Origin of the sequence: Gemmatirosa kalamazoonensis, from assembly GCF_000522985.1 — a bacterium.
Lineage (GTDB): Bacteria > Gemmatimonadota > Gemmatimonadetes > Gemmatimonadales > Gemmatimonadaceae > Gemmatirosa > Gemmatirosa kalamazoonensis.
This window is the reverse complement of record NZ_CP007128.1, coordinates 5,257,086-5,282,177: the sequence shown is the minus strand read 5'-3', so window position 1 is coordinate 5,282,177 and position 25,092 is coordinate 5,257,086. Positions and strand designations below refer to the sequence as shown.

The following is a 25,092-nucleotide window of genomic DNA, read 5'->3' as shown; positions in this document are numbered from 1 at the left end:
CTACGGCGCGCGGAACAGGCGCGGCGCGAAGTCGTGCAGCGCGCGGCGCCACGTCTGCCACTCGTGCGCCGTGCCCGGCGACGCGACGAACACCGAGCGCACGCCGAGGCTGTCGAGCGCCGCGTGGAAGGCGACCGCGCCCTGGTGGAACTGCGTCTCCTCGGTGCCGGCGCCGAAGTAGAGCAGGCGCGCGCGGTCGTTGAACGTCGTCGCGTTCGCGAGCGCGCCGCCGTATGCCTGCGCGGGCGGCGTCCGCCCGACGCCGGCGCCGCTGAACGCGCCGATCCAGGCGAACGTGTCGAGGTGCGTGAGCCCGATCTGCAGCGCCTGCCCGCCGCCCATCGACAGCCCGGCGAGCGCGCGCGCGCGTCGCGCCGCGCGATCGTGCGGTACGCCGCGTCGATCGTCGGCACCAGGTCGCGCAGCACGACCTCCTCGAACGCCGAGCCGGCGCCGGCGATCACCGGCTGCGGCGCGCCGTCGCCGGGTCGCGCGGCGTAGCCCTGGTCCATGACGACGAGCATCGGCCGCGCGCGCCCCGCGGCGATGAGGTTGTCGAGGATGAACCCCGCGCGTCCCTGCGCGCTCCATCCGCGCTCGTCCTCGCCCGCGCCGTGCTGCAGATACAGCACCGGGTAGCGCGTCGCGCGATCGGCGTCGTAGCCGGGCGGCGTGTACACGTACGCGCGCCGCCATGCGCCGGTCACCCGCGAGCGGTACCAGCGCGCGCGCACCTCGCCGTGCGGCACGTCCTTCACATCGTAGAAGTCCTCGTCCGGCGATGGCACCTCGACGCCGCTCGTCGGCCGACCGTAGCCGAAGAACGTCTCGCTCGCGGGATCCATCGTCATCGTGCCGTCGACGAGGAACCAGTAGTAGTGGAACCCCGGCACCGCGGGGGGCGTCGTCACCGTCCACACGCTGTCGTCGACGCGCGTCATGGGGAGCGGCGCCGCGGCGAGCCCGGGGCCGCCAGGCACGAGCTGCACGGTCCTCGCGTTAGGCGCGCGCAGGCGGAACGTCACCGCGCGGTCGGCGCCGACGCGCGGGTAGCGTGCGCCGCGCACGTTCGTCGCCGCGGGGCGGCCGTCGTCGCCGGACTGCGCGGCGAGCGGCGCGGCGAGCCGCGCGGCGGAGAGGGCGAGGAGCCCGGCGCAGGCGGCGAGGGACAGGGATCGCATGCCCTACGTTCGGCCCCGGCGCGCGCGGCCGCAACGGCCGCAACGGGCGCTCTTGTGGCACGAGGCCCCGGGGTCAGATTGGGCTCGCAGCCCGAGTTACGCCTACATCTCCCAACCGCGCGGGGCACGCACATGGACAACAACGACGTCAGTCGGCGCTCGTTCCTCGGCACCGTCGGCACGGTGGCGAGCGGCGCGTTCGCCTTCACCATCGTGCCACGCCACGTGCTCGGCGGCCCGGGCTACGTCGCGCCGAGCGACCGTGTGAACGTGGCGATCGTCGGCGCCGGCGGGCAGGGGATGTCGAATGCCCGCGCGCTCGTCGCCGGCGGCCAGAACGTCGCGGTGCTCGTCGACGTCGACTACGGCTTCGTGGACCGGCAGGTCGCGAATTCCACGCGCCCCCGCCCCAACGCGCCTAACGCGCCGAACCCGCAGCAGGCGAACGTCGGCGCGCAGCTCGCCGACCAGTACGCGAAGGCCACGCGCTACGCCGACTTCCGCGTGATGCTCGAGAAGGAGAAGGGGATCGACGGCGTCGTCATCGCCACGCCGGACCACGGGCACGCGGTGCAGGCGATCGCCGCGATGCAGGCGGGCAAGGCGGTGTACGTGCAGAAGCCGCTCACCTGGTCGGTGGCCGAGGCGCGCGCGCTCGCCGCGACGGCGAAGCGCACCGGCGTCGTGACGCAGATGGGCAACCAGGGGCACTCGTTCGACGGCACGCGGCAGATGGTGGAGTGGATCCGCGCGGGGCTCATCGGGCCGGTGCGCGAGGTCCACATCTGGACGAACCGCCCCATCTGGCCGCAGGGGATCCCGCGCCCGACGACCGAGGCGCTGTACACGCCGCCGCGCGGGCCGGTGACCGCGGGCGGCGACGGCGGCGTGCGTGCGGCGGCGGGCGGCGGGCCTAACGGAACGCCTAACGGGCCGACCGCGCCGGGCGGCGCGCCGGCGATCGACTGGACCGCGCGCGACATGCAGCGCACGTTCGCCACGCTCATGGCGTCCGGGCTCACCGCGCCGCCGCCGGGGCTGAACTGGGATCTGTTCATCGGCCCGTCGCCGATGGTGCCGTACCATCCCATCTACCACCCGTTCAACTGGCGCGGCTGGACCGACTGGGGCATGGGCGCGCTCGGCGACATGGGAGCGCACCTCGTCGACCAGCCGTTCTGGGCGCTCGACCTCGACCTGCCGACGAGCATCGAGGCCACGTCGTCGCCGTTCGGGCTCGACGTCGACGCGAGCCCGGCGACGTACCCGCAGGCGATGACCGTGCACTACGAGTTCGCGGCGCGCGGCAAGATGCCGCCGGTGAAGATGAGCTGGTACGACGGCGGGCTGATGCCGCCGCGCCCCGAGCATCTGCCCGACGACGTCGTGCTCGATCGCAGCGGTGGCGGCTACTTCGTCGGCACGAAGGGGATCATCCTCTACGCGACGTACGGCAACAATCCGCGGCTCTACCCGGCGAGCCTCACGGAGCAGGCCGCGAAGATCCCCCATTCGGTGAAGCGCATCACCGTGTCGCACGAGATCAACTGGGCGAACGCGATCATGGGCAAGGCGGAGCCGAGCAGCGACCTCGCGTACGCGTCGCGGCTCACCGAGACCATGCTGCTCGGCATCGTCGCGCTGCGCACGGGGCAGGGGGTGAAGATCGCGTACGACGCGGCGAACATGCGCGTCACCAACCGCGACGACGCGAACCAGTACCTGCAGCGCGAGTACCGCGCGGGGTGGACGCTGTGAGCCTGCTCCTTCGACAGGCCCGAGAGGAGCCGTCGCCGTTCATCCTGTCGAAGCGAAGAGCACCGGGATCCTGTCGCATCCGTCGCCTGCAAGAACCACCTCGACTCGCACCCACTCCATGACGTTTCGCCCACGCTCCGCCCGTCTGCGCGTCGTCGTCCCTGCGATCGCCGCATTGCTCCTGTCGAGTGCGGCCGACGCGCAGCAGCCGGCCTATCCGTCCGCCTGGCGGCAGCACGAGCTGAATCGACCACACGCGAAGCCCGTGACGCCGGCGAGCACGCCGGGCGCGCCGCCGTCCGACGCGACGGTGCTGTTCGACGGCCGCGATCTCTCCGCGTTCGTCGGCGGCCGCGGCGACTCGACGGTTGCGCCGCGCTGGAAGGTGGAGAACGGCTACGTGGAGGTCGTGCCGCGCACGGGCTCCATCCGCACGAAGGAAGCGTTCGGCGACGTGCAGCTGCACGCCGAGTGGGCGGAGCCCGACCCGCCGCAGCTCACGGGGCAGAACCGCGGCAACAGCGGGATGATCCTCATGGGTCAGTACGAGGTCCAGGTGCTCGACTCGTACGGTCGCACCGACACGTATGCCGACGGCACGGTGGGCGCGATCTACGGGCAGTATCCGCCGCTGGCGAACGCGAGCCGTCCACCCGGGCAGTGGCAGACGTACGACATCTACTTCCGGCGTCCGCGATTCCGGGCCGACGGCACGCTGCAGGAGCCGGCGCGCGTGACCGTGGTGCAGAACGGTGTGCTGGTACAGAACAACGAGATCATCACCGGGCCCACGTCGCCGATCCCGCCGTCGGGCTACGTGCAGCACGCCGACGAGCTGCCGCTCACCATCCAGGACCACGGGCAGGCGATCCGCTTCCGCAACATCTGGGTGCGGCGCATCGAGCCGCGGCCGGAGCCGCCGGCGGGCTACGTGCCTAACGCCGTCGCGCTCTCGGCCGCGCTGCTGAACGGCACGGCGGGCGAGTTCTATCGCGAGCGCGCGGCGAACGCGCCCGCGCCGGCGAACGCCGCGAACCGGCCCGCGTCGCCCACCTACACCATTATCGTGAAGGGGAGCGAGATCTGGGTGTCGACCGGCGGCTTCGGCGGCAGCACGCCTGCCGTGCGCGCCATCCCCACCGCGCCCGACCGGTTGTGGCTCACCGTGCGCACCGGGGAGCTCGTGCTGACGCGCGACGCGCAAGGCCGGGTGACGTCGGTCCGCGAGGCAGACTCGAACGCGCCAGCCGCTGTGCGGCGCGAGTGACAACGCCTGGCTGGACTCCACGTACGAGTGTTCGTTGGACTGAAGAAGGACTGAAGGAGGACTGAAGAAAGGACCAACGCTTCTCGTTGGTGTTTCCTTCTTCAGTCCTCCTTCAGTCCTTCTTCAGTCCCATACGAACTCGTACGTGGAGCCCTGAGAGCGCACCCGACGAGCGAGCGTCACGGCTTCTTCGCGCTCGGATCGCCGGTCGGCGGCGGCGCCTGGTCCGTCGCCTTCGGCGGGCCGAGGATCTCGCGCAGGATCGGCTTCAGCGCGTCGGCCCAGATCTGGTAGCCCTTCACCGTGGGATGCAGGCCGTCCATGGTCATCCCGTCGAGCGGCTTGCCGTCGGCGTCGCCGAGCTTGTCGTTCACGTTCACGTAACGGATGGTCCGGCCGTCGGCCATGCGCGCGAGGTTCTCGTTGATGCGCACGATCGCGTGCGCCATCTCCGGTGATCCGGTGCGCGGAGTGATGCCCGTGAGCACCACCGTGGCGCCGGGCGCCTTCTGCCGGAAGCGGCCGACGAGCGCGCGCAGCCCGCGCGTGATGTCGGCGACCTTCTCGTCCTCGGTTCCCGGGCCCGGGAGGTTGTTCGTGCCGGCGAGCAGCACGATCACCTTCGGGTTCACGCCGTCGAGCTCTCCCTCGTCGATCCGCCACAGCATGTTCTCGATGCGGTCGGCCCCCCACCCGAAGTCGGCCGCGTTCCAGCCGAAGAAGTTCTGCTTCCAGTTCTCGAGGAACTGCGGGTAGTCGGTGGCGCCCCACCGCCGCGTGATCGAGTCACCCTCGTAGTAGACGTCGATCTTCCCCTGCGTGCGCTTGGCGAGCAGCTGCCGGTGCGCGATCATCGAGTTCGAGTCCGTGCGGGCGCGCGGGCGGTCGGCGGGCCACGGCTGAATCGCGGGACTCGGGACTCGGGACTGGGGACTCGGGGCGGACGAGTCCCGCGTCCCGAGTCCCGAGTCCCGAACCGGCGGCGCGGGCGTGTACGAGCGCCCGTAGAAGCGGTCCGCCCAGCTCAGGAAGTACTTCACGTTCGGGGCGTCCGTGTGGCCGCCATCGTGCTGGCGCCACGCGAGCTGGCCGTCGAGCAGGCCGACGTTCACCGGCGGCATCCGCTCCGTCGTGTAGTCGTCGGAGCGGCCGAGGTCCTTCGCGCCCAACAGTCGGAACACCGGCTGCGCGGCGATCGCCGCCATGAAGCTTCCCTGGTGGTCGAGCCACTTCGCGTCGCCCTTCTCGGGGACGCCGTAGCTGACGAACGTGAGGCGCGGCGCGCACAGCGCGAGCAGCTCGTGCGAGTCGACGGAGAGCTGGCTCGGGTCGCCGTGCCCGAACGCGGCCGAGTCGGCGCCGTACTTCAGGTAGTTGCCCGCCATCCAGTGGTACTCGCCGGAGCCCGTCAGGCTCTCGACCGCCTCGCCCCAGTTGCGGCGGTGCAGCGTCGCGCCCCCCTTGCCCGACGAGCCGATGAGCACCGCGGCGAAGCGCGGGTCGAACGCCATCGTCACGAGCGCCGCCTTGCCGTAGCGCGACACGCCCTCGACGCTGACCTGCTTCGCGTTCACCGCGCGGTCGGTCTCGAGGTAGTCGAGCGTGCGCGACGCGCCCCACGCCCACGCGCGCAGCGCGCCCCAGTCGTCCGGCTTGCGCGGCTGTCCCTTGTTCACGAGGCCGATGATGCCCCGCGTGAGCCCGGCGCCGTTGTCGGCCTGGATGGTGTTCGGGTTCACGAACGCGAAGCCCCAGCCGTCGACGACGAGTTGCTCGGTGGGCGGCGCGTCGGCGCTCGGGACTCGGGACTCGGGACTCGGGACTCGTCCCCCCCGAGTCCCGAGTCCCGAGTCCCGAGTCCCGAGCACCTGCGCCAGCGATCCGCCGCGGAACATGATCATCACGGGCACGGGCCCTTTCGCGTCCGCCGGCAGCACGAGCGTCACCGGGAAGTCGACGGTGATCGCCGGGTAGGCGGAGTTGTCGACGTGCGCGAGGAGCTGCCGGCCGACGACCCGTCGTCCGCCGACGGTCCCGGTGTCGGTCTCCGCGACCGACCACGTGACCTTCGGCACGTTCTTCGGGATGCGCCCGTACACCTCGCGCTCGAAGTCGTCGACGATCTCGGCGCGCCGCTTCGCCCAGAGCGCGGGCGTCGTGACCTTGCGCCCGTTCCTCAGCGTGAGGACGTCGGGGAGCTTCGGGAACGGGTTCGCGAGCGCCGTGTCGTAGTTCGCGTGGTTCGGCGCCTGCTCGTTGCCGCTCGGGCCGGGCCGGAGCCGTCGGATCCCGAGCTGGTCCATCATGTTCCGATGGTCCTGCTCGAGGGCCTGGCGGTCGATGGCGGGCGGCTGCGCGGCGGGGGTCGTCGCCGCGAGCGCGAGGACGAGCGAGAGGAGCGGCTTCACGGCGTCTCCATGAGACGGGGTTCGTACGGGAACGTTCCAAACCGATCGTGCGTTGAGCGCGCCGGGATCTCCCGACGCGCCGCGCTCAGCCCTCGTTGGGCGGCGCGGTCGTCCCCCGGACGACGAGCGTGGGCGTGACCAGCACGTGGCGGGCGGCCTCGCGGCGGCCGGCGAGGCGCTCGAGCAGCAGGGCGACGGCCTCGCGTCCCATGTCGGGGCGCGGCTGGTCCACGGTGGTGAGGTTGATGTGGCGCAGCGCGGCGAGCGACGTGTTGTCGTAGCCGACGATCGACACGTCCTGCGGGACGCGGATGCCGCGCTCGGCGAGCACGGCGAGGGCGCCGAGTGCCGCGAGGTCGTTCGCGACGAAGATCGCGGTGGGGCGGGGGCCACCGGCGGCGAGCAGCGCCTCCACGCCGTGGCGTCCGCCCTCCTCGGTGTAGCTGCCGGGCACGACGTGCACGAACTCGGCGAGCCCGCGCTCGGCCATGCTGCGCTCGTAGCCCTCGCGGCGCTCGGCGGCGCCGGCGCCGCGGCCGCCGTCGATGTGCGCGATGCGGCGGTGCCCGAGATTGGCGAGGTGCTCCATGACGAGACGGGCGCCGGTCGGGTCGTCGTTCGTCACCGAGTCGACGCGCGGGACGTCGGACCGGCGGGCGACGAGGACCATGGGGAGCTCGCGGCTGGCGGCGGCGATGCTCTGCACCCCGAACATGGGGCTCGCGAGGATCAGCCCGTCCACGCGCAGCTCGAGGAGCGTGTCGAGGGCGCGCTGCTCGGCGGCGGGGCTGAGATTGACGGTGCTGATGATCGTGCGGTAGCCCTCGGCGCCGGCGGCCTCCTGGACGCCGTCGATGACCTCGGCGAAGAACGGGTTGTGGAGGTCGGAGAGAATGACGCCGAACAGGTTCGTGCGCCGGCGAACGAGGCTCCGGGCGACGGCGTTCGGGCGATAGCCGAGCTCGGCGGCGGCGGCGAGGACGAGGGCGCGCTTCTCGTCGCTCACCGTGCGCTCGCCGCGCATGACGAGCGACACGAGCGACTTCGAGACGCCGGCGCGCGCGGCGACGTCGATGATGGTCGGGCGAGCGTTCGTGGTGGGCGTCATGAGATCCGGATGGATGGCCGACGGGTCGCCGGAGACGATAGCGCGCGGTCCACGGCGTGGACAGCCGCGTGCGTTACCTCGGCGACGTCGACCGCGGGCGTTCGTTGTGACGCGCCGCACCGGCCGGGGGTCGGCTGCATTGTGCGAGGCAGCGACGAATCCCGTTGACAGCGCGCGGAATGCCCCACATTTTGGCCGCCAAATGGAACGTTCCAGGAACGTTCCAATATTGTTTCGACTCGCTCGACCCGTCCAGACCGGCGTGACGTCCGTCGGATCGCCCGCCGAACGAGCCCGCTCCACCGCTGCCGCGTGCGCCGACCGTTCCGCACGCGGGCAGGCACGACTCGCGGAAATGTCCAACGGCCGTACGAATCCCCATCCCGTCTCGGAGGTCTTCTGATGCAACGCTGGGTGCTCACCGCGGTCGTCGCGCTCTGCTTCGCCGGCACGGCGCAAGCGCAAACGGCGGGACGCCTTACTGGAACGGTGTCGATCGAGGGGCGAGGGCTCCCGAACGCGACGGTGATCGTCGTCGGGACCAATCCCGTCCTCGGGACGACCACGGACGCCGCCGGGCGGTACTCCCTGAACGCCGTGCCGGCCGGCCCCCGCCAGGTGCAGGCCCGCCTCATCGGCTACGCCCCGCTCACGCTGCCGGTGACCATCACCGCCGGCCAGACGGCGACGCTGAACTTCGGGCTCACCTCGCAGGCCGTGCAGCTCCAGGGGATCGTCACCGTCGGCTACGGCACACAGAGCCGCCGCGAGGTCACCGGCGCGGTCTCGTCGCTGAAGGCCGAGGACCTCCACCAGGTCGTCAGCGCCAACCCGCTCGACGCCATCAAGGGGCGCATCCCCGGCGTCGACATCACGTCGAGCAGCTTCGAGCCCGGCGCGGCCGCCGCCATCCGGATCCGCGGCACCCGCTCGATCTCGGCGAGCAACAACCCGCTGTACGTCGTCGACGGGGTGCCGATCACCGGCGACCTGCGCGACATCGACCAGAACAGCATCGACCGGATCGAGGTCCTGAAGGACGCCTCCGCCGCCGCCGTCTACGGCAGCCGCGGCGCGAACGGCGTCATCATGATCACGACGAAGAAGGGCGGCACCAACGGCATCACGGAGTTCACGCTCAACTCCACCTACGGCGCGTCCAAGATCCGCCGCGAGGTGCCGATGATGGGTGCCCAGGAGTTCGCGAACTTCCGCCGCGAGGCGTACCGCAACGGCAGCGTTGCGGCCGCGGCGCAGGCGTGCGCGAACTACATGACCAACCCGGCGCCGTGCGACGTGTTCGCGCTCGACCCGACCATGCGCGCGAACCTCGCGGCCGGCGTGAACACGGACTGGCAGCAGGAGCTGCTGCGCACCGGGTCGCTCGGCAACACGCAGCTCGGCTTCGCCGGCGGCAACGCGGAGACGCGCTTCCGCGCCGGCTTCGGGTACCTGAACCAGACCGGCATCGCCATCACGCAGGACTACAACGCCCGCACGTTCTCGTTCAACGTCGACCACAACCACAAGCGGCTGAACCTGCAGCTCGGTGTGCAGGCCGCGAAGAACCACCGCGACGCCGGCCTCGGCGCGATCATGTGGGACGAGGCGCTCTTCAATCCGCCCCTCGGTCGCGTGCGGGACTCCACCGGCGCCTACGTGTTCCTGCCGACCGAGGACGGGCTCCTCGTGAATCCGGTGATGAACGCGCAGAGCTACATCCACCAGATCGACCGGACCAACCTGCTCGGCACGCTCACCGGCTCGTTCGAGCTGCTCAACGGGCTCCGCTTCCACACGAACTTCGGGCCGCAGTACACCAACCAGTCCGACGGCGCGCTGCAGGGCATCTACACGCGCGCGAAGCGCGGCCAGGGCGCCCCGGACGCCACGGACCGGCGCACGCAGAACACGAACTACACGCTGAGCAACTTCCTCGACTTCGACCGCACGTTCCGCGGTGACAAGCACCACGTGCAGGCCACGGCGCTGTACGAGATCGCGAGCTTCCGGACGGTCTTCGACAGCGCCGCGGCGCTCGCGCTGCCGTTCGACAACCAGCTCTGGTACAGCCTCGGCACGGGCTCGACGCCGACGCTGAACGGGTCGTACACGAAGACGGCGCTCCAGTCGTGGATGGGGCGCGTCAACTACACGCTGCTCGACCGCTACACGTTCTCGGCCACGGGCCGGTACGACGGCTCCAGCGTGCTCGCCGAGGGGCACAAGTTCGCGTTCTTCCCGGCCGCGTCGTTAGGCTGGCAGATCGGCGACGAGCCGTTCATGCAGAACGTGCCGGGCCTCTCCGACCTGAAGCTGCGCCTCAGCTACGGCCGGGTCGGTAACAGCGCCATCGGTGCCTACCAGACGCTCGGCCTGCTGGGCCGGACGTGGTACGCGAGCGGCGGCAACTATCTCGTCGGCTTCCAGCCGGGGGCCATCCCGAACCCGGACCTGCGCTGGGAGACGACCGACAAGTTCAACCTCGGCGTGGACTTCGGCTTCTTCCAGCAGCGTATCGCCGGCAGCGTCGACGCGTACCGCGAGAACACGCACGACCTGCTCCTCCCGCGCGCGCTTCCGTACTCGTCGGGCTACACGTCGGTGCTGCAGAACGTCGGCGCGACGAAGAACCTCGGGCTCGAGTTCGCGCTGACCACGCAGAACATCGAGCCGGGGCACGGCCTCGAGTGGTCGACCGACTTCAACATCTCGGTCAACAGGAACCGGATCGTCAGTCTTCAGAGCGGGCTCACGGCGGACGTCGGCAGCAACCGCTACGTCGGCCAGCCGATCAACGTCTACTTCGACTACAAGTACATCGGCCTCTGGCAGATCGCCGACTCGGCGCTCGCCCGCACGTCGTGCGGGTGCACGCCCGGGAGCATCCGCGTCGCGGACCTGAACGGCGACGGGAAGATCACGGCGGACGACCGAACCATCATCGGCCGGCACTACAACAACCCGCGCTGGCAGGGGAGCCTCAACAACCGCTTCAAGTTCGGCGCGCTCGACCTGTCGGTGCTCGCGGCCGCCCGCGTCGGCTACGACATCAACGACAGCTTCCAGGCCGCCTACAACGGTCTCGCCGGTCGCTTCAACAACATCTCGACGAACTACTGGACGCCGGAGAACCAGTCCGGCACCGATCCGCGGCCGAGCACCAACGGTCTCGGCTCGTACGCCGGCTCGCGCAACTACGTCGACGGCTCGTTCGTGCGCGTCCGCGACATCACGCTCGGCTACACGCTCGGCAAGACGCTCGCGCAGCGCATCAGCGCGAGCCGCGCGCGGCTGTACGTGCGTGCGCAGGACCCGTTCATCTTCACGAAGTACAAGGGGTGGGATCCCGAGGCGGGCTTCAGCGCCGGCAACGGCAACAGCCAGTCCTCGCAGCCCGACGTCGGTGGCCCGGCGTTCCGCTCGCTGCTCGCCGGCATCGACGTCACCTTCTGATCCCGCCTCCAGCGCAACGAGAGAGACCAATGATGAAGCGCACACACACGGTCCTGGCGCTGACTGCCCTCGTGGGGGCGGCCGGGTGCTCCGACCTGAAGGAAGTGCCGGTCACCGGCGTCGCGGCGGACTACTTCCAGTCGACCGCCGGCGCGAACGCGGCGGTCACGGGCACGTACGCCCAGCTGCGCGCCTTCTACGGCGGCGAGCAGGAGATCCGTATGACCATGGTCGGCACCGACTCGTGGGATAAGGGCGGCCAGCTGCTCGACCAGTCGTACTGGAACGACTACACGCCACAGCTCAACGGCTCGGCCGGCGGGTCGGCGAACGATCTGTTAGGCAAGTGGCAGGCGGGCTACTCGGCGATCAACGCGGCCAACACGGCGAGCGCGTCGATCGGCTCGGCCACGGGGATCGACGCGACGACGAAGAACACGCGTCTCGGCGAGGCGCGGTTCCTCCGCGCGCTGCTGTACTTCAACCTCGTGCGCACGTACGGCGCGCTGCAGCTCAACCTCGAGCCGACGCAGGGCGTGGTGACGACGGCGACGCGGACGTCGCCGGACTCGGTCTACGCGGTCGGGATCATCCCGGACCTGCAGTTCGCGATCGCGAACCTGCCGGTCAAGCAGACGGAGCTCTACCGCGCCACGAAGGGCGCCGCGCAGACGCTGCTCGCCGAGGTGTACCTGACGCGTGCCAAGCAGGGCGACTTCGACCTCGCCCGCGACCTGGCGACGGCGGTCATCAACTCGGGCGCGTACAAGCTGAACCCGAACTACCGCTCGCTGTTCTGCGCGAACACCGACGACCTCACGGGCCCGTGCTCCTACGCGCCGGCGCAGAAGACCGACCCGGAGATCATCTTCTCGGTGCAGTTCGTGGGCGACGGCGGCACCGACACGTTCGGCAACAACCTGCACCTGTACTGGGTGATGGCGTACGACCTGTCGGGCATCGCCGTGCCGACGCTCGCGCGCACGCCCGCGTACGGCCGGCCGTACCGCCGCGTGCGCCCGACGCTGCACCTGCTGAACCTGTGGAACCGCGCGACCGACAGCCGCTACGACGCGACGTTCCAGACGCTGTGGCGGCAGCCGAACGGCGACACGGCCATCTTCATGCCGGGCACGGCGACGGCGAACAAGGTCGGGCAGGGGAGGAAGTACGGGCAGAACGAGTACGGCGTCGACCTGTTCCCGACGATGAAGAAGTGGCTCGACCAGACGCGCGCCGACGCGAACACGTTCCCGGGGCACCGCGACCGCACGCTGTGGCGTCTCGCCGACGCGTACCTGCTGCGCGCCGAGGCGAACATCCGGGCCGGGCGGCCGAGCGAGGCGATCGCCGACATCAACGTGCTGCGCACGCGCGCCGCGAAGCCGGGCGCCGACAACACGATCAGCGCCTCGGAGATGACCAGCTTCAACGCGAGCCCGATCGACTTCCTGCTCGACGAGCGCGAGCGCGAGCTCGCCGGCGAGGAGGGGCGGTGGTACACGCTGGCGCGCCAGGGCACGGACGTGTTCCTGCGGCGCATCAAGTCCTTCAACGCGAGTGCCGCGCCGAACGTGAAGGCGACCCACATCGTCCGGCCGATCCCGCAGACGCAGATCGACCGCACGGAGGGCGGCGCCGCCGCGTTCCCGCAGAACCCCGGCTACTGAGCAGGAGCCTCCGGGAGCCTCCAGCCTCCTCTTGCGGGGTGGCTGGAGGCTCGCGCGTTTACTGAATGACGGGCGAAGCATGCCCGGTTTCATCCCGGATGCGCCACGAGGAGGACACATGCGGAGTCACTCCGGACTGCTGCCCCGGCTCGCGACGCTGGCCGTACTCGGCGCGGCCGCGTGGGGCGGGGGGTGCGCGGCGAACCAGAGGCGCCCCGAGCGGCGGCTGGACCGCACGGTGATCACGCGCGAGCAGATGCTCGACGGCAACTACACGAACGCGTTCGATGCCGTGTCGGCGCTGCACTCGATCTGGCTGCGCCCGCGCGGGGTCGACAGCTTCCTCGTGCCGAGCATCGTCTGGGTGTACGTGGACGGGATCCGCGTCGGCGGCGTCGACGCGCTGCAGTCCATCCAGCCGCGCCTCGTCAACACCATCCGCTTCTACGACGGGGCGTCGGCGACGAGCCGCTGGGGCGTCGACAACGGCGCCGGCGTGATCCACGTCTCGACGTGGAAGGAGGGCGCGCCGGGGATGCTGGTGCCCGACAGCACGCGCCGGCCGGCGCGGCCCGACTCGACGTGAGACGGGCGCGGCGCGCGGTGGCGCTCGCCGCTGCGCTGCTCATCCCGTCAGGCGCGTTAGGCGCGCAGCCGTCGCCGCGGTCGCGCGTCTCGCTCGACGACGACTGGCGGTTCACGCGGGGCGACCCGGCGGGGCTCACGGTCGACCTGCGCTACGACGTGCGCCCCGAGGTGCGCGACGACCGCGACGACCGGCCGGCGGATGCGCAGCCCCGCGCCGCCACGGTGCCTAACGCGACCGCGACGACGGTGCTGAAGCCGTGGATCCTGCCGACCGGCAACCGCTTCATCGCCGATCCCGCGCGCCGCCACGCGCCGCCGGCGACGCCGTGGACCGGCGACGTGCCGTATCTGCGCGCCGACTTCGACGACGGCGCGTGGCAGCGCGTGCGGCTGCCGCACGACTGGGCGATCGCGGGGCCGTTCCTCACGACGGGGAACACCGGCGGCATGGGGCGGCTGCCGACCGCGGGCGTCGGCTGGTATCGGCGCAAGCTGCGCGTGCCGGCGTCGGATGCGGGGAAGTCGGTCTTCCTCGACGTCGACGGCGCGATGTCGTACGCGACCGTGTGGCTGAACGGAGCGCTCGTCGGCGGGTGGCCGTACGGGTACACGTCGTGGCGCGTGGACCTCACGCCGTACGTGGTGCCGGGCGGCATCAACCAGCTCGCGATCCGCCTCGACAACCCGCCGCAGTCGTCGCGCTGGTATCCAGGCGCGGGCATCTACCGCCACGTGTGGCTGACGACGACGGACCGCGTGCACGTGGCGCAGTGGGGCACGGTCGTGCGGGCGCGCGACGTATCGGGCGAGGCGGCGACGCTCGACATCGACGTCGACATCGACGACGACGCGGCGAGCGATGCGACCGTGCGCACGACGACGCGCATCTACGCGCTGGACGCCGCGGGACGACGCGGCGCCGCGCCCGTCGCCTCGCTGCCGGCGGTCGACACGACCATCGCTGCCGGCACGCGCGTCGTGGTGCGGCGCAGCGTCGTGCTGCGGCACCCGCGCCGGTGGGGGCCTCCGCCCACGCAGCGGCCGAACCGCTACGTCGCCGTCACGACGCTGACGCGCGGCGGCCGGACCATCGACACGTACGAGACGCGGTTCGGCGTGCGCGACGTGCGATTCCATCCCGACTCGGGGCTGCTCGTGAACGGCGAGCACGTCCCGATCCGTGGCGTGAACGACCACCACGACCTCGGGGCGTTAGGCGCCGCGTTCGACGCGCGCGCGGCGGAGCGCCAGCTCCTCACGCTGCGCGCGATGGGCGCGAACGCGGTGCGCATGAGCCACAACCCGCCCGCGCCCGAGCTGCTCGCGCTCACCGACAGCCTCGGGTTCCTCGTGCTCGACGAGGCGTTCGACGTGTGGGAGCGCGCGAAGACGCCGCTCGACTTCCACCTCGTGTTCGACGACTGGCACGAGCCGGACCTGCGCGCGATGGTCCGGCGCGACCGCAACAGCCCGTCCGTGATCCTGTGGAGCATCGGCAACGAGGTCGGCGAGCAGTACACCGACACGGCGGGCGCGCGCATCGCGGCGCGGCTGCGCGACATCGTGCGCTCGGAGGATCCGACGCGGCCGGTGACGAGCGCCATGAACTACGCGAAGGCCGACATGCCGCTCCCCGCGGTGCTCGACGTCATCGGCCTGAACTACCAGGGGGAGGGGATCCGCCAGGAGCCGGAGTTCGAGGGGACCGACCGCATCCGCACGCCGCCGCAGTATCCCGCGTTCCACGCACGCTTCCCCGACAAGGCCGTGCTCAGCACCGAGACCGCGTCGGCGTTCAGCAGCCGCGGTGTGTACCTGTTTCCCGTGGAGAAGGGGATCACCTCGCCGGTGCGCGACGGCCGCGGTGGTGACGCGAAGATCCGCCAGGTGAGCGCGTACGAGCTGTACGCGGTCGACTTCGGCTCGTCGGCCGACAAGGTGTTCGCGTCGCTCGATCGACACCCGTACGTGGCGGGTGAGTTCGTGTGGACCGGCTTCGACTATCTCGGGGAGCCCACGCCCTACTACTCGTCCCGCTCGTCCTACTCGGGAATCATCGACCTCGCGGGGTTCCCGAAGGACCGGTTCTGGCTGTACCAGGCGCACTGGCGCCCCGACCTCCCGATGGCGCACCTGCTGCCGCACTGGACGTGGCCGGAGCGGGTGGGGCTCGTCACGCCGGTGCACGTCTTCACGTCGGGCGACGCGGCGGAGCTGTTCCTGAACGGGAAGTCGTTAGGCCGGAAGACGAAGGGGCCGTACGAGTACCGTCTGCGGTGGGACGACGTGGTGTACGAGCCCGGGACGCTCGAGGTGGTGGCGTACAAGAACGGCCGGCGGTGGGCCACCGACCGCGTGACGACCGCCGGCGCCGCGGCGCGCCTGACGGCGACGCCCGACCGCCCGACGATCCGCGGCGACGGGCGCGACCTCGCGTTCGTGACGGTGCGCGTGACCGATGCCGCCGGCGTCACCGCGCCGCGCGCGAGCGACGCGATCCGCTTCACGGTCGACGGCCCGGGCGAGATCGTGGCGACGGACAACGGCGACCCGACGAGCTTCGAGCCGTTCCCGTCGCACACGCGGCGCGCGTTCAACGGGCTCGCGCTCGTCATCGTGCGCGCGACGCCCGGACGTACGGGACGCATCACGGTCACCGCGACGGCGGACGGGCTCCGTGCCGGCGCGGCGACGATCAGCAGCGTTCACGCGCCGCGCTAGCGTCACCGCGCGTCGAACGCGAGGTACTTGCCGAAGAACGGGAGCACGTGGTTCTGCATCCGGTCGGCGACGGCGCTCACGTGGTCGCCGGGGTAGAGCTCGAACGTGTTCGCGATGCCGTATGCGTCGAGGATGCGGTGCAGCTCCGCGGTGTCGCGGCGCAGGCCGTCCTGATCGCCCACGTCGAGCGCGATCGCGGCGTAGCGGCGCAGGTTCGCGACGTACTGGTCGACCATCGCGAGCGGCGCGTTCGCGGCCCAGCGCGCGAGCACCTGCGGCTGCGGGACGCCGTCCTTCGTCGGCAGGTCGAGGTAGAACGGTGGCGCGTTCGGGTTCGGTGACCACGCGGCGGCCGACGCGAGCGTCGCGCGCGTGCCGAAGTCGAGCGACCGGGAGCCGGCCGTGTCGCCGCCCGCGACGACCGCCTCCAGCCGCGTCGCGGACTCGGCGGACGGGGCGCCGCGCGCCGACATGCAGCACGGGCTCATCGCGTAGAACGCCGAGAAGACGTCGGGGTGGCGCATCGCGATGCGCACCGTGCCGTAGCCGCCCATCGAGTGGCCGGCGACGCCGCGGCTCCGGCGGTCGGCGATGGTGCGGTAGTGCGTGTCGACGTACGCGACGAGGTCGTGGGCGATGAAGTCCTCCCAGTTCCCCGTGGTGACCGAGTTGGAGTACATCGACCCGTTGTGCAGCGTCTGCGCGTTCGCGAGGACGACGATCATCTCGCGCGTGCCGGTCGCGAACGCGCCCTCGATCGTCTGCGGCGTGTGGATCTCGGTCGTCCACCGCTCGTTGCTGATCGAGTAGCCGTGCAACGCGTAGAGGACCGGGTAGCGGCGGCGCCCGCTCTTCGCGTAGCTCGGCGGCAGGTACACGATGACGTCGCGGTCCGGCGAGTCGCCCTCGAGGTTGCCCTCGAGCGACGTGCCGTGGACCTTCACGCGCTCGGTGACGACGGGCGCCGCGTTAGGCACCGGCACCGGGACGTTGGGCGCGGGGCGGGCTGGCTGGGCGCCTAACGAGGTCGCGGCGGCGATCGCGCCGGCGGTGAAGAGCAGCGCGTGTCGGAGCATGGACGTTCTCCTTTAGCGGATGGGAAACCCGTACACGCCGACGCTGATCGCCGGGATCACCAATGGCTCCGTCGCGTCGGCGGTGGCCTGATCGACACGAACCTGGGGCTCGCGCCCCACGACGTTCGCGGCGGTCACGCTGCCGGGCGCCATCCGCCACACCGTGCCGGGCCCGGCCACCGCGATCGCGCGCAGGTCGAGACGCAGCATCTGCGGGCGGTCGGATGGGTTGACGACCGACACCGTCAGCGTCTTCCCGTCGGCCGTGAGCGCGGCGGCGACGTCGAGCGGGTACGTCGGGCTGCCGGCGTTGACGTTAGGCACCTCGCCCCCGACGCGTCCCGTCCGCTCGGGCTGTGGCGACGTGCCCGAGACGCCGAGTGGGACCGTGCCGAAGTGGGCGCGGTAGAGCCGGAACATCAGCCCGATCGGGTTGAGCACCGCGTCGGTGCGCGTCGCGCTGAGCGTCGAGCCGGCGAAGGTGAACCCGCCTAACGTGAACGTGTCGCTGTGCCGGAACAGCTCGTTCAGCGCCCACGCGTACGCCGGCACGGGCTTGAACGCGCCGGGCGGCGATCCCGAGTACGCCCACTCGTCGAGCGCGACGGTGATCGGCTTGCGCCGGATCGCCGGGATGTGCTCGCGGTACGTCTGGAAGTGCTCGTAGTCGACGCGCACCATGTTGGCCGGCTTGCGCGACCACTCGAGGAACGACAGGGACGGGTCGTCGGGCACCTGCTTCCCCTGCTCCAGGTCGAAGTGCGTGCCGCCGTAGACGTAGAAGTGCTGGCTGAGGACCTCGAAGTCGTCGATCGACCGCGACAGCAGCGCCGCGCTCCAGTCGGCCTTGCCTAACGGCTCGGCCACCGGCTGGCCGGTGAGCTTCCTCGCCATGCCGGACCCCGTCATCGCGTCCGGCATCGCGCCGGGTGCGACGCGCAGGATCGTGGGATCGACCCTGCGCATGGCGCGGGCGAACTGCCCCTGCTTCGCGATCCACTGATCGAGCGACATGTAGCCGAACTGCCAGTCGCCCCACATCTCGTTCCCGATTCCCCAGTACTTGATGCCGTACGGGGCCGGGTGCCCGTTCGCGGCCCGCCGTCGCCCCATCGGCGTCGTCGCCGCGCCGTTCGCGTACTCGACCTCCTGCGCGGCGGAGACGGCGTCGCCGAAGCCCGCGTTCACCGTGACGTACGGCGCGACGTCGAGCAGTTCGCACAGCGTCATGAACTCGTCGAGGCCGAAATCGTTCGGCTGCAGCGCGCCCCAGACGGGATCCCAGCGCGGCGGGCGTCGGTCGGGATCGCCGACCGCGTCGCGCCAATCGTACGGACCGGACACGAAGTTCCCGCCTGGGAAGCGGTAGACGCCGGAGTGCAGCGTCGCGAGCGCGGCGACGACCTCGCGCCGGAAGCCCCGCACGTTGTCCGCCGGCATCAGCGAGACGGCACCGACCCGAAACGCGCCGTGTCCGGTGCCGGCGATCTCGATGCGCGCCGAGTCGGTGCTCGTCGGGTGGCGGGCGAACTCGAAGCGCCGGGTCGTCCACCGTGACGTGAGCGGCGCGAGCCGGACCGTCCCACGGTCGGCGGCGCCGGGCCCCCAGACGAGGCTCACCGTGACGTGCGCGCCCGGATCGCCCGCGACGACGATGCGTCCCGTGAAGCCGACGCCGCTCTTGAGCGCGACGCCGTCCTGCGCGATGCCGCGAGGTTCGCTGCCTGCGAGCATGACGAGCGGCACGTGGTCCGACGCGTAGGCGTGCGCGCTGTCCATCCGCACGGCGTCGGCCGCGCCTAACGGTTGCCAACCGCGCGCCGCGCCGCGGCGCCCGGGCGCCGCGCCGGCGGGTGCCCGCTGCCCGATCGCGAAGTAGAACTTGCGGTCGTCCAGCAGCTCGGCGCGGAACCCCTGTTCGAGCAGGCCGCCGGCGTGCTCGATGAACATGCCGTAGATCAGCGGCGAGATCGGCGGGCCCTTCGCGCCGGCGTCGATCGTCGCGGTGATCGCCTGCGCCGACGCATCCCCGGCGAACACGGCCGCCGCGAGGATCGTCGCGATCGTCGTCCGGTGTGATCTCATCGTTCGTCCGGGATCCACTGCAGCGCCGTCCCCTCGGCGGGCTCCGGGGTCGGCCCGCGGCTGTCGCTCGTCACGCGGCCGTCGCGCTCGACGCGCAGGTAGCGGTGCGTCGCGAGCGACATGAGCGTCGCGTCGCCGTAGAGATCCTCGATCCACTGGAACGTCTCGCCGTCGCCGGGCTTGCCGGCGCGCAGCGCGACGGCGCTCGTGCTGTCGCTGGTCGGCGCGACCGACAGGTAGCGTGCGGCCGATCGGGTGCCGGCGCGCAGCGCGACGCGCCCGAGCCCGCGGTCGATGATCGTGAAGCGCGACTGCCCGTCGAGCGCGAGCGGCGTGTCGCGTCCCGCGGCCCGGAACGCTACGGTGCGGCCTAACGGAATGGGCCGCGTGAAGCCGTGCGGGTGCGGCTCGACGACGCGCATCGCGTCGAAGTCCGCGTAGCCGCCCGGCGCGCCGCGCGCGTTGTAGTGGAACAGCGCGTAGCGCACCCCCTGGAACGTCTTGAGCTGGAAGATCGTGCCGAGCGGCCGGCCGAACGCGGTGAACCGCGTGCCGTCGGCGCTGTGGCTGAACGTGCACCGCTCGACGAGAAAGTCGCAGTCGGCGCGCAGCCACACGCGGCGCGCGGGGGCGGGCGCCAGCTTCGCGCGCGCCGTGTCGCCCGAGAGCTGGTCGACCTGCTCGAGCCAGAAGCCGTCGTCGCCGCGGCGCACGCCGATCCACGCGTACGGCTTGTCGAGCATCGCGAGGCCGGCGACGTCGCCGGGCTGCATGCCGCTCGTCTCGAGGATCGTCGTCGGCCGCGACTGCGGCCCGACGGCGCGCTGGGTGAGGCTGTTGCGCGCCAGCCAGAAGTCGGGCGCGGGCAGCGAGTGCAGACGGAGGAATCCCGGTCGCTCGCGCAGCGACCACGCCGAATCGTTCGGCACGTGGTTCCACTGCCACACGTTCGCGAGCCGCGGTCCGGTGAACTCGTCGCTCCGCGTGTACGGCGCGTGCGGTTTGCTCCCCCCCGTCGTCCCGCGTGCAGCGACGGCCGGCTTGACCCACGTGCGCGGCGTCCGCTCGAGGTTCCCCGGGAGCCCGAAGTACGGCCAGCCGTCCTTCCACGTCACCGGCGAGAGCGCCGTCAGACGCCCGACGGAGTTCCCCTCGTACATCGACCAGCCCCACCATTCCCCGGCGGGCGTCTGCACGATGCCTCCCTGGTGCATCGACATGCTGCCGTGCTTCGGCGACGCGGGGGCTGGGTTGACGACGATGTCGGGCGAGTTGCCGTTGTTGCGCAGCCGAGCACCGGGTCGGAGACCGAAGTCCTCGTCGGCGCTGATCTCGGGGTTCACCTCCCACGGCCCCTGCGGGCGGTCGGCGCGCGCGGCGGGCATGCGCATGCGCCCCGCGTACCACGCGCTCGTGATGTAGTACTTGCCGCCGATCTTGTAGAAGTGCGACCCCTCGCCGATCAGCGCATCGCGTCCGAACGGCGCCACCTCGGTGCCGGGCACGATGTCGGTGAGCGTCGAGTCGAGCTGCGCGATGTGGAGGTCGCGGTAGCCCCACACCACCCACACCTTGCCGTCGTCGTCGAACAGCACCGAGAGGTCGTGCAGCCCGCGCTTCATCGCGGCGCGCGTCCACGGGCCGCGCGGATTCGTCGCCGTGAAGTGCTGCGTCGTCTGCCCGTTGACGTTGCTGAAGATGTGGAACGTGCCGTCGTGGTAGCGGAACGACGGCGCCCAGATGCCCTTGCCGTAGATCTCCTTGCCGTCCTCGACGCGGAACGCCGGACCGAGGTCGAGCGCGTCCAGCGCGTAGCTCAGGAGCTCCCAGTTCACGAGGTCCGTCGAGTGCAGCACGGGGAGCCCCGGCATCGCGTGCATCGTCGTCCCCGTGAGATAGAAGTCGTCGCCGACGCGGATCAGGTCGGGGTCGGAGAACTCGTCGTAGAACAGCGGGTTCGTGAACGTGCCGTTGCCGTTGTCCGACGTCCACGTCTGCGCGGCCGCGGCGCGCGCGCCGACGACCGACACCGTTAGGCACGCGGCCACGACGAGAGAGCGGGCGCGCCTCATGTCGGCTGCACCTTCCAGTAGAGGTTGTAGCGCTCGTGCGCCACGCGGTGATACGGCACCAGCCGGACGTCCCGCGGCCGGCCGACGCCCGCGGTCTCGAACGCGAGCGGCGCGTCGGACACCCGGCGCGTGGCGCGCACGACGTCGGCCGCGGTGCCGGCGAGCGCGGGGATCTCGACGGCGGCGTTCAGCATGTTGCCCGACTCGCGCTCGTTCTTGATGATCTGTGCCGAGGGCGTCACGCCCGCGGTGCCCAACGCGCCGGCGAGCACGATCGGCCCGTACGCGAACGCGACGAGATCCGGCGCGTTCGGCAGCGGCTCGGCACGCAGCGTCATCGGGAGGCGCACGTCGACGACGTCGCCCTCGCGCCACGTCCGTGCGACCGCGAGGTAGCCCGCCGCGTCGGGCGACGCGCGCACGCGGCGGCCGTTCACGGCGACCGTCATGCCCGCGCACCACGCCGGCCGGCGCAGCATGAGCGTCCACCGCGCCGGCCGCACCGCCGCGACGGCGAGCCGCGTCGCGTCGGTCTCGGGGAAGCGCGTGGTCTGCGTCACCGTGACGCCGCGCGCGCGCCACGCGACCGTCGACGGGACGAAGAGGTTCACGTACAGCGCGTCGTCGCCGCGAAAGTAGATCGAGTCGCCGTACTTCGCGTGGTTCTCCATGCCGGTGCCGGTGCAGCACCAGAACGACTCCTCCGGCGTGTGGTACAGCCGCACGTAGCCGGGTCGCGTCGCCTGGAAGTACGTCATCATCCCCGAGTCGGGGTCCTGCGACGCGAGAATGCCGTTGTAGAGCGCGCGCTCGTAGTAGTCCGTCACGGCGGACGACGGCGCCGCGGTGAACAGCGCGCGCGTCAGCCGCAGCATGTTGTGCGTGCAGCACGTCTCCATCGTCTTCGCGGAGCCGAGGCGCCGGGCGAACTCGGTGACGGGGAAGAAGTGCTCGCCGTCGCCGTTGCCGCCCGTGGCATACGAGCGGCGCTGCGTCACGGTCTCCCAGAAGTGCCGCGCCGCCGCGCCGTACGCCGCGTCGCCGGAGAGCTCGCGCACGCGCTGGTAGCCGACGAACTTCGGGATCTGCGTGTTCGAGTGGAGCCCGTCGAGCACGTCGCGCCCCTCGGCGAGCGGGTCGAGCACCTTGTGGTGCGCGAAGCGGCGCGCGAGCGCGAGGTACTTCGGCTCGTGCGCGAGGGCGCTCACGTCCGCGAGCACCTCGGTCATGCCGCCGTGCTCGGTGTCGAGCATGCGCTGCATCGCGTCGTCGCTCATGTCGCGCGTCGCGTTCCACGTCCACTCGGCGAGCGCGACGAGCGCGGGCAGCGCGTCGGGCGTGGCCGCGTGCACGTGCGCGTCGCGCAGGCCGGCGAAGATCTTGTGCATCGTGTACCACGGCACGCCGGCGAAGCGCCGCCCGGCGACGGCGTCCTCGAGCGGCTTCGCGCCGTCGGGAAAGGCGCACACGAGGCCGTCCCCACGCGCCTGCTGACACGCGCGCAGCTCGCTCACGATGTACGTCGCGCGCTCGGCGAACCGCCGGTCCCCCGTCGACGCGTACATCATCGCCACGGCGCCGAGGTAGTGGCCGAGCGTGTGGCCGTGGCACCGGATGCCGACCCACGGCTCCTCCGACTCCCAGCCGCCGTAGACCGGCGCCTTCGGCGGCAGTCCGGCGTTGACGCGGAAGTTGTGCAGCATCCGATCGGCGTCGAGCGCGAGCAGGTAGCGCGCGTCGCGCTCCTGCGCGTCGCGGAACGGCCCGTCGAGCAGCCGGACGTCGGTGAGGGCGAACGGAGTCACGCCGGCGCTCGCCGGCGCCGCCCAGGACGCGCGCGTCAGGATGCGCGGCAACATGCGCGCGCCTAACGCGCCGAGGCCGAGGAGCGCGATCGCGTCGCGCCGCGAGAGCGAATCCGGGGCGGGCATCAGGGAGCCGCGTACGCGTGGAGCGCGAAGAGCACGCCCACGAAGCCGCCGGCGGAGCGTGTGGAGAGGACCGTCGCGTCGGCGTTCGCGAGGAGCGTCGTCCAGCGGTTCGGCGTCGTCGCGTAGGCGAAGTCGTACCGGTCGCGGCGTGCCGTGATGCGCAGCTCGATGGGCGACGTCGTGCCGGTCGGCAGCGGGGCCGATGCGAGCACCGAATCGGCGACGCTCGGTCCCCGGCCGGCGCGCCGCACCACCTGCACGACCGGCTTTCCCCCGTCGCGGCCGACGGCGAGGAAGTACCACGCGTTCTCGGACTGGAACGCGACGAGCCCCGCGCGGTCGCCGTCTTGTGTCGGGGCCCAGCGCATCGACGTCGTCACCGTCGCGGTGAGATGCTGCTGGCGGCGGCCGAGGAACGACGGCTGGCCGCGCGACGACAGCGGCACCGGACGCGCCGCGAGCGACAGCGACCCGGGCGCCGACGTGAGGTCCCACCACGTCTCGCGCGGCGTGCGCAGCATCAGCCAGTACGGCGCGAGGGCGCGGCCGGAGAAGTCGTCGCGCACCGTGAAGTTGCCGCGCGTCGGGATCGTCGGGGCGGGCTGCGCGGGCAGCGTCGGACGCGGCGCGACGTACGGCACGCCTTCCTGCCCCGAGGTGAGCACGGGCCAGCCGTCGCGCCAGCTCACGCGCATGAGGAATGTCTCGCGCCCCGTGTTGTACGTGTCGTCCGCGTAGGGGCGCGTGCCGAGGAACACGGCCCACGTATCGCCGTCGGGCAGCGTCACGAAGTCGGCGTGCCCCGTCGACGTGATCGGGTCGGGACGGTTCCGATCGAGGTTGCGCTGCGTGAGGATCGGGTTGCCGCTCCACGGCGTGTACGGCCCGCGCACCGACGGCGCGCCGAAGACGACCTCCGAGTGAAAGTCCCCCGTGCCTCCCTCGGCGGCGATCAGGTAGTACCTGCCGTCCCGCTTCAACAGGTGCGGCCCCTCGATCCAGCTCGGCTTCGTGCGGATGTCGACGCCGCCGTTCACGATGAGGGTGCGCTCGCCGACGAGCTGCTTCGTCGCGAGGTCGAGCTCCTGGATCCAGATGGCGCGGTGGCCGCTGTACAGCGGCGGCCCGACCGGCGCGCCGTTGTTCACCACGTACGCTTTGCCGTCATCGTCGAAGAAGAGCGACGGATCGATGCCGTCGAAGCCGAGCCAGATCGGGTCCGACCACGGGCCCGCGGGATCGGTCGCCGTGACGAGGAAGTTGCCGCCGCAGTCGACGCACGTGTTTACGACGTAGAAGGTGCCGGCGTGGAACGCGATGGCGGGCGCGAACACGCCGCGCGACACGCCCAACGAGTCCAGGCGGAGCTGCGACGGCCGGTCGATCACGCTGCCGATCTGCGTCCAGCTCACCAGATCGCGGCTGTGGAAGACCGGGATGCCCGGGAAGTACGCGAACGTCGAGTTGACGAGGTAATAGTCGTCGCCGGCGCGCGTGATGCTGGGGTCGGGATGGAACCCCATGAGGATGGGGTTCGTGTACTCGCCGGGCCGCGGCCGGTTCGTGTCGTAGACCGCGTCGTGGCCGGCGTACTCGAACCAGTCGAAGCGGGCGACGTGGGGCGGCGCCCCGCGCGCCGCCCCGTCCTTCTGGACGGGCTGGGCGCCGGCGCCGTGTCCGGGCGCCGTGACGGCGAGCGACAGCGAGGCGGCGAGCGTGGCAATGCGGAGGGCAGGGCGCATCGGACCGGGACGCGTGGAACGTTCCAAGA

14 protein-coding genes and 1 pseudogene are annotated in these 25,092 nt (G+C 71.5%); 6 read left to right on the top strand and 9 right to left on the bottom strand.

Annotated elements, in window-relative coordinates:
- Window positions 1–342, bottom strand: a complete 342-nt coding sequence (locus tag J421_RS34705) for an alpha/beta hydrolase (RefSeq protein WP_025413492.1) — start codon at window positions 340–342, stop codon at window positions 1–3.
- Window positions 343–443: 101 nt separating this feature from the next.
- Window positions 444–845: pseudogene (locus J421_RS34700) on the bottom strand (alpha/beta hydrolase); the annotation flags it as partial.
- 468 nt (window positions 846–1,313) lie between these two features.
- Between J421_RS34700 and J421_RS22795 the strand changes: the two are divergent.
- Together J421_RS22795 and J421_RS22790 are read left to right on the top strand one after the other, a co-directional pair.
- Window positions 1,314–2,939 (top strand): Gfo/Idh/MocA family protein, encoded by a 1,626-nt coding sequence (locus J421_RS22795; RefSeq protein ID WP_025413491.1) that lies wholly within the window; start codon window positions 1,314–1,316, stop codon window positions 2,937–2,939.
- Window positions 2,940–3,057: 118 nt separating this feature from the next.
- On the top strand, window positions 3,058–4,206 hold the full coding sequence (locus J421_RS22790; protein WP_025413490.1) for a 3-keto-disaccharide hydrolase: 1,149 nt from the start codon (window positions 3,058–3,060) through the stop codon (window positions 4,204–4,206).
- Window positions 4,207–4,385: 179 nt separating this feature from the next.
- On the opposite strand, the gene J421_RS34800 is transcribed toward J421_RS22790, so the two are convergent.
- Together J421_RS34800 and J421_RS22780 are read right to left on the bottom strand one after the other, a co-directional pair.
- Complete coding sequence (locus J421_RS34800) at window positions 4,386–6,614, bottom strand: glucuronyl esterase domain-containing protein (protein ID WP_025413489.1); 2,229 nt, start codon at window positions 6,612–6,614, stop codon at window positions 4,386–4,388.
- A gap of 85 nt (window positions 6,615–6,699) precedes the next feature.
- On the bottom strand, window positions 6,700–7,722 hold the full coding sequence (locus tag J421_RS22780; RefSeq protein WP_104022970.1) for a LacI family DNA-binding transcriptional regulator: 1,023 nt from the start codon (window positions 7,720–7,722) through the stop codon (window positions 6,700–6,702).
- Window positions 7,723–8,124: 402 nt separating this feature from the next.
- Here J421_RS22780 and J421_RS22775 point away from each other — a divergent pair, with 402 nt between their 5' ends.
- The 4 genes from J421_RS22775 to galB all read left to right on the top strand — a co-directional run bounded on the left by J421_RS22775 (window position 8,125) and on the right by galB (window position 16,157).
- Window positions 8,125–11,178, top strand: a complete 3,054-nt coding sequence (locus J421_RS22775; RefSeq protein ID WP_025413488.1) for a SusC/RagA family TonB-linked outer membrane protein — start codon at window positions 8,125–8,127, stop codon at window positions 11,176–11,178.
- A gap of 32 nt (window positions 11,179–11,210) precedes the next feature.
- Window positions 11,211–12,848 carry a RagB/SusD family nutrient uptake outer membrane protein gene (locus J421_RS22770; RefSeq protein ID WP_158508877.1) on the top strand — a complete coding sequence of 546 codons (1,638 nt, stop codon included), beginning with the start codon at window positions 11,211–11,213 and terminating at the stop codon, window positions 12,846–12,848.
- A 118-nt stretch (window positions 12,849–12,966) separates the two neighbouring features.
- On the top strand, window positions 12,967–13,434 hold the full coding sequence (locus tag J421_RS22765; RefSeq protein ID WP_104022969.1) for a Plug domain-containing protein: 468 nt from the start codon (window positions 12,967–12,969) through the stop codon (window positions 13,432–13,434).
- Window positions 13,431–16,157: a beta-galactosidase GalB gene (galB, locus tag J421_RS22760; RefSeq protein ID WP_104022968.1), complete on the top strand. Its 2,727-nt coding sequence runs from the start codon at window positions 13,431–13,433 to the stop codon at window positions 16,155–16,157. The genes J421_RS22765 and galB overlap by 4 nt, the downstream gene beginning before the upstream one ends.
- Window positions 16,158–16,159: 2 nt before the next feature.
- On the opposite strand, the gene J421_RS22755 is transcribed toward galB, so the two are convergent.
- From J421_RS22755 to J421_RS22735, 5 genes are read right to left on the bottom strand one after another with little or no spacing between them, the layout of a single operon-like run.
- Window positions 16,160–17,233, bottom strand: coding sequence for an alpha/beta hydrolase (locus J421_RS22755; RefSeq protein WP_025413486.1), 1,074 nt, complete (start codon window positions 17,231–17,233; stop codon window positions 16,160–16,162).
- A gap of 12 nt (window positions 17,234–17,245) precedes the next feature.
- Window positions 17,246–19,318: a hypothetical protein gene (locus J421_RS22750; protein WP_025413485.1), complete on the bottom strand. Its 2,073-nt coding sequence runs from the start codon at window positions 19,316–19,318 to the stop codon at window positions 17,246–17,248.
- A complete protein-coding gene (locus J421_RS22745) occupies window positions 19,315–21,390 on the bottom strand; it encodes a family 43 glycosylhydrolase (protein ID WP_104022967.1) in 2,076 nt (691 codons plus the stop codon). Before J421_RS22745 ends, J421_RS22750 begins: the two co-directional genes overlap by 4 nt.
- Complete coding sequence (locus J421_RS22740) at window positions 21,387–23,321, bottom strand: glycoside hydrolase family 127 protein (protein WP_025413483.1); 1,935 nt, start codon at window positions 23,319–23,321, stop codon at window positions 21,387–21,389. Before J421_RS22740 ends, J421_RS22745 begins: the two co-directional genes overlap by 4 nt.
- A complete protein-coding gene (locus J421_RS22735; RefSeq protein ID WP_025413482.1) occupies window positions 23,321–25,063 on the bottom strand; it encodes a glycoside hydrolase family 43 protein in 1,743 nt (580 codons plus the stop codon). The genes J421_RS22740 and J421_RS22735 overlap by 1 nt, the downstream gene beginning before the upstream one ends.
- Between the last annotated feature and the right edge of the window lie 29 nt (window positions 25,064–25,092).